This is a genomic window from Chitinophaga sp. (genome assembly GCF_036566945.1).
Lineage (GTDB): Bacteria > Bacteroidota > Bacteroidia > Chitinophagales > Chitinophagaceae > Chitinophaga.
Window position 1 is genome coordinate 1 of sequence record NZ_DATCVJ010000223.1, and the last position, 5,790, is coordinate 5,790.

Consider the following 5,790-nt stretch of genomic DNA (forward strand, 5'->3'; position numbering starts at 1 on the left):
AACTGAATACTTCCAGCCACGTGTTTGGGGCCAGTGGAGACCTATCTTCTTCCTGAACCTCCTGATCAACTTTGTAACGCCGTTACTGTTCCTGATGAAAAGGGACACTAAACGTAATTATACTGCCATCGTATTCATCGCTATCGTGATCATCTTCGGTCACTGGCTGGATTTCTGGCAGATGGTGTACCCTGGTACTGTTAAAAACCTGGTATTCCCGTGGTATGAATTCGGACTCGGACTTGGTTTCGTGGGACTGATCATTTTCCTGGTATCCAATCAGCTGACAAAAGCTTCATTGGTTCCAAAAAATCATCCTTACCTGAAAGAAAGTATCGTTCATCACACCTAATAGGTGATCAAGGAGATTAGGCAATAGAAAAGCATTAGATAACTTAATTATTTCATATAGCAATGTCAGGATTTTTAGCAGTCTTAGTTGTTGTTCTCATATTCATAGTCATCTTCCAGATTGCGAAGGCGAGCGAATATGTGTCCATATTGAAGGGAGAAAAGAAAGCGCGCGAGCAAAGTAACCGTATAAATGGTTTCCTGCTGATTGCATTCCTGGTGCTGGGGCTTATAGGAGTGTACTGGTGTAACGATTTGCTGAAAGGCAAAATCCTGGGCGAATCTGCTTCAGAACAGGGTGAAGGCGTTGATACCCTCATTTACGTAACACTGGCCATCACTGGTGTGGTGTTCGTGCTTACCCAGGTAGCTTTATTCTGGTTCGCATTTAAATACCAGGAAAAAGAAGGTCAAAAAGCATTTTACTTTCCGCATAATAATAAACTGGAAGTTATCTGGACCGTTATTCCGGCGATCGCATTAACCGTACTGGTGGCTTTTGGTCTGAAACATTGGTTCCAACTGACTTCTGATGCTCCAAAAGATGCACAGGTAGTAGAAGTAACCGGCAAACAGTTTAACTGGATTTTCCGCTACCCTGGAAAAGATGGTCAGCTGGGTCGTCGCGACTTCAAAAATATCGACCCTTCTGCAGGTAATGAATTAGGCCTGGACTGGAATGATCCGCTGAATAAGGATGATTTTATGCCTACCGAAGTTCACCTGGTAGTTGGTAAACCAGTTAAATTTGTAATTGGTTCCCGCGATGTTATCCATGACGTAGGTTTACCTCACTTCCGTATGAAAATGGATGCGGTTCCTGGTATTCCTACTACCCTCTGGTTTACACCTAAGTATACCACCAAACAAATGCAGGAAAAAACCGGTAACCCGGATTTCACTTTCGAAATTTCCTGTGATCAGATGTGTGGTAGCGGTCACTATTCCATGAGAGGCGTGATAGTAGTAGAAACACAGGCTGAATTTGATGCCTGGACAGCTAAGCAGAAATCTACTTATGATTTAACACACCAGGCTGCTGCTCCTGCTGCAGCAGACAGCACACAAAAAGTAGTAGCTGCTAACTAGTAAGCTGTAATTTTGTGTAGAAGAATTTTTGACGGAGTACAATTAAAAACAATAAAGACAAACTGACAAACGACGATACTTCCCGGGCGTTAGTTTATAATAAACCGAACCGATTATGAGTAACGAAGCAACATTGCACAGTCAACAGGAGGTAATGCACGGAGCGCATGATCATCATGATCATGAGCACCATCATGAAGACAGTTTCATCTCGAAATATGTGTTCAGCATGGATCATAAAATGATCGCCAAACAATTCCTGATTACTGGTATCGTTTGGGCTATCATTGGTGCCTTCTTCTCTGTTCTGTTCCGTTTGCAACTTGGTTTTCCCGATGCTACTTTCCCTTGGCTGGAAAGCATCCTGGGTCATTGGGCTAAAGGTGGCCGCATTTCAGCGGAAGCATATTATGCATTGGTAACAATGCACGGTACCATCCTTGTATTCTTTGTATTGACTGCCGGTTTGAGCGGTACCTTCTCTAACCTGCTGATCCCCCTGCAGGTAGGTGCGCGTGACATGGCCTCTCCTTTCATGAACTGTCTGAGCTATTGGTTTTTCTTCCTGGCTAGTATGGTAATGATGGCTTCCCTGTTTGTTCAAACAGGCCCTGCTTCCGGAGGTTGGACAATGTATCCGCCACTGAGCGCATTAGGTGATGCTTCTATCGGTTCTAAAGTAGGGGTGGATTTGTGGTTAACCAGCATGGCACTGTTTGTTGTTTCTCAGCTGCTGGGTGGTTTGAACTATATCTCTACACTGCTGAATATGCGTACCAAAGGTATGGCGATGACCAAAATGCCTTTGACTATCTGGTCATTCTTCTTTACCGCTGTATTAGGTGTACTGTCTTTCCCTGTATTGCTGTCAGGTTTCATCCTGCTGCTGATGGATCGTCACGCTGGTACGAGCTTCTACCTGTCCGATATCTTTATCGCCGGTAAAGCTTTGGCTAACGAAGGTGGTAGTGCTATTCTCTATCAACATTTATTCTGGTTCTTAGGTCACCCTGAGGTATATATCATTATCCTCCCTGCAATGGGTATGGTATCTGAAGTATTAGCGGTAAGCGCACGCAAACCTATCTTCGGTTACCTGGCAATGATTGGTTCCCTGTTCGCTATCTGTATCCTGGCCTTCCTGGTTTGGGCGCACCATATGTTCGTTACAGGTCTGAATCCGTTCCTGGGTGCATTCTTCGTACTCTTAACCTTATTGATTGCGGTACCATCTGCCATCAAGGTATTTAACTGGATCACTACTATCTGGAAGGGTAATATCAATTTTACACCTGCTTCCCTGTTCTCTATCGGTTTCGTGAGCACTTTCATCTCCGGCGGTTTAACAGGTATCTGGTTAGGTAACTCTTCTATCGATATTCACCTGCATGATACCATGTTTGTGATCGCCCACTTCCATATTGTAATGGGTGTATCTGCATTCTTCGGTATGTTTGCCGGTATCTACCACTGGTTCCCTAAAATGTATGGACGTTTCATGAACCAGACCATCGGTTTCATCCACTTCTGGGTAACTATGATCGGTGCTTACCTGATCTTCTGGCCTATGCACTACGAAGGTATGGCGGGTATGCCAAGAAGATACTATGATGTATCAGGTTGGGCTTCCTTCAAACAGTTTGGTGGGCTGAACGAATTTATCACTATCGTGGTAATCCTGGTATTTGCGGTACAACTCCTGTTCGTGTTTAACTTCTTCTACAGCATTTTCAAAGGTAGAAAGATGACCACTCAGAATCCATGGAACGCAACTACCCTGGAATGGACTACACCTATCCACGCCGGTCACGGCAACTGGCCTGGTGAAATTCCTGAAGTTTACCGTTGGGCTTATGACTATAGCAAGGATGGAAGAGATTTCATTCCGCAGACAGAGCCAATTGGACCTAATGAATCAGCGCACTAAAATATAGTTCGGAATTCCGGCAGGAAGAGACCCTTTAAAGGAAAATCTTCCTCCCGGGATTTTGTTCACTGTGATGTTTGTAAATTTGTTCCGGACTTTAAAACCGGAATGTGGCTAGAAAAAAAATGTTGCAAGAAAACTCCATAAAATTGTCGTCATCGTATGCAGTAGCCAGTAAGGCGAAAGATTACTCTCAGCTGATGAAGTTTAATCTCACCTTTATGGTGGTATTTTCGTCTGTAGTGGGTTATCTGCTGGTACCAGGAGTGGAGTTTAACTTAATAAAAGTTCTTTTATTATTTGCCGGTGGTTTGCTGGTTTCCGGATCTGCAAATACTATTAATCAGATATGGGAGAAGAATACAGATAAACTGATGGCCCGCACCGCTGTTCGTCCATTGCCCTCCGGGCGTATGAACGATGGTGAGGCGATAGTGCTGGCAGTAGTAACCGGTGTAGCGGGTATCCTGATTATGGGATATTGCTTTAACTGGTTAGCCGGTTTACTCAGCCTGGTTTCCCTGGTATTATACGGTTTCGTATATACGCCCTGGAAAAAATGGAATTCACTGTCCGTACTGGTAGGTGCTATTCCAGGTGCCATGCCTCCCTTAATCGGATGGGCAGCTGGCGCCAATAACCTGGCGGAAGGTGGCTGGTCTTTATTCGCTATCCAGTTTCTGTGGCAATTTCCGCATTTCTGGGCTATCGCCTGGATTGCGTATAAAGATTATGCGAAAGCAGGCTTCAGAATGTTGCCTGGTAGCGGAGAACCCAACAAGTACGCCGCCATTCAGGCCGCTATGTACACCTTGTTGCTGATTCCTGCCGGCGTAGCACCGTACCTCCTGAAGATCACTGGCAGCATTTCTGCTATAGTGGCCATTCTTGCAGGTATTTTCTTCCTCTACAGAGCAATTAACCTGTACAGAAAGAATGATGTTCCGGCCGCTCGCAAGCTGATGTTCGGATCTTATATTTATCTGACTATTGTTCAGCTGGCACAGCTACTGGACAAAGCATAAAATGAAAAGAGGAGTGATGGATACTATGACATTAGAACAACGTAAGAAAATACATCCGCATAAATATTCCCTATGGATTGCTATGGGTAGCATTACCATGATGTTTATCGGATTCACCAGTGCTTACATTGTTAAAAGATCACAGGCAAATTGGCTGGCATTTGAATTGCCGCATATTTTCTGGATATCCACTGCCGTAATTTTAACAAGTAGCTTAACTATTCACCTGGCTTTAAAGCAGTTTAAAGAAAGGAATATGCAGCGTTACAAACAACTGATCACACTCACCGCAATACTGGGTGTAGTGTTTGCAGCCTGCCAATGGATTGGTTTTTCTCAACTGAAAAATATGGGCCTGCCCCTCAATGGGCCGGTTTCCGCTTCTTTTATTTATGTAATCGTAGGAGTGCACATGCTGCACGTTCTGGGTGGTGTAGTGGCACTACTCATTATGTTTGGCAGGGCCTACAGAACCCGTGTACGAACCTATAGCCCGGTACCCATTGAAGTGGCCGCAACTTACTGGCATTTCGTGGACATACTGTGGATTTACCTGTTAATTTTTTTAAGTATCGCCAGATAAACTTTGTAAAATTTTATAAAACTAACAATGGATACAGCAGTTACAGCGAAGAAAAAATGGTGGGCCGGAGGATATTCTCCCTTTAATGTGAGCTATGGCAAGTTGATGATGTGGTACTTCCTGATGTCAGATGCGTTCACATTCGGCGCATTATTGATAGCATATGGTACCATCCGGTTTTCCAGCCCATCCTGGCCTGATCCGAATGAAGTATTCAGATCATTCCCGGGCATGGGACATGCCAATCTGCCGTTAATGTTTGTGAGCTTAATGACTTTCATTCTCATCATGAGCTCTGTAACCATGGTACTGGCTGTACATGCCGGTCACATGAGAGATAGAAAAGCAGTGGCTAAATGGCTCACCTGGACTATCATCGGTGGTATTGCCTTCCTGAGCTGTCAGGCATGGGAGTGGACACATCTTTATGCAGAAGGTGCATGGTGGGGTCGTAATCCTTTCATTAACGTAGATGGTACACTGGCTTCTACCAACTTTACTAACTTCTTCTTTACCATCACTGGTTTCCACGGCTTGCACGTAACCTCTGGTGTTATACTGAATATCGTGATCCTCGGCAACGTACTGAAAGGTACCTACGACGACAGAGGTCACTATGAAATGGTGGAAAAAGTAGGACTGTACTGGCACTTTGTAGATCTGGTGTGGGTATTCGTATTCACCTGCTTCTACCTGCTGTGATCTCATATCAGAGAACGGCATACAAGGTTTGTCATAATTATTTGGAATCAGAAATTTTCGAATTTATTAATTTAAAGAATAATGGAGCATACACATACTGCGGCAGGGCATGA

Annotated in this window: 5 protein-coding genes and 1 pseudogene; all 6 read left to right on the plus strand. The window is 44.3% G+C overall.

Going from position 1 to position 5,790, the window contains the following annotated elements:
- Window positions 1-352 (plus strand): annotated as a pseudogene (locus tag VIP81_RS06390) (quinol:cytochrome C oxidoreductase); the annotation flags it as partial.
- A 62-nt stretch (window positions 353-414) separates the two neighbouring features.
- On the plus strand, window positions 415-1,440 hold the full coding sequence (locus VIP81_RS06395; RefSeq protein WP_331957641.1) for a cytochrome c oxidase subunit II: 1,026 nt from the start codon (window positions 415-417) through the stop codon (window positions 1,438-1,440).
- A gap of 115 nt (window positions 1,441-1,555) precedes the next feature.
- Window positions 1,556-3,367 (plus strand): cytochrome c oxidase subunit I, encoded by a 1,812-nt coding sequence (locus VIP81_RS06400; RefSeq protein ID WP_133806993.1) that lies wholly within the window; start codon window positions 1,556-1,558, stop codon window positions 3,365-3,367.
- A gap of 149 nt (window positions 3,368-3,516) precedes the next feature.
- Window positions 3,517-4,392, plus strand: a complete 876-nt coding sequence (gene cyoE, locus VIP81_RS06405) for a heme o synthase (RefSeq protein WP_331957642.1) — start codon at window positions 3,517-3,519, stop codon at window positions 4,390-4,392.
- A gap of 16 nt (window positions 4,393-4,408) precedes the next feature.
- Window positions 4,409-4,975: a cytochrome c oxidase subunit 3 gene (locus tag VIP81_RS06410; RefSeq protein ID WP_133807248.1), complete on the plus strand. Its 567-nt coding sequence runs from the start codon at window positions 4,409-4,411 to the stop codon at window positions 4,973-4,975.
- 27 nt (window positions 4,976-5,002) lie between these two features.
- A complete protein-coding gene (locus VIP81_RS06415; protein ID WP_331957643.1) occupies window positions 5,003-5,677 on the plus strand; it encodes a cytochrome c oxidase subunit 3 in 675 nt (224 codons plus the stop codon).
- Window positions 5,678-5,790: the final 113 nt, after the last annotated feature.

What these genes read in the sequence shown, in the direction of transcription:
- VIP81_RS06400 (WP_133806993.1), top strand. Translation starts at nt 1,556, where the DNA reads ATGAGTAACGAAGCAACATTGCACAGTCAACAGGAGGTAATGCACGGA.
- VIP81_RS06410 (WP_133807248.1), top strand. Translation starts at nt 4,409, where the DNA reads ATGGATACTATGACATTAGAACAACGTAAGAAAATACATCCGCATAAA.
- VIP81_RS06395 (WP_331957641.1), top strand. Translation starts at nt 415, where the DNA reads ATGTCAGGATTTTTAGCAGTCTTAGTTGTTGTTCTCATATTCATAGTC.
- VIP81_RS06415 (WP_331957643.1), top strand. Translation starts at nt 5,003, where the DNA reads ATGGATACAGCAGTTACAGCGAAGAAAAAATGGTGGGCCGGAGGATAT.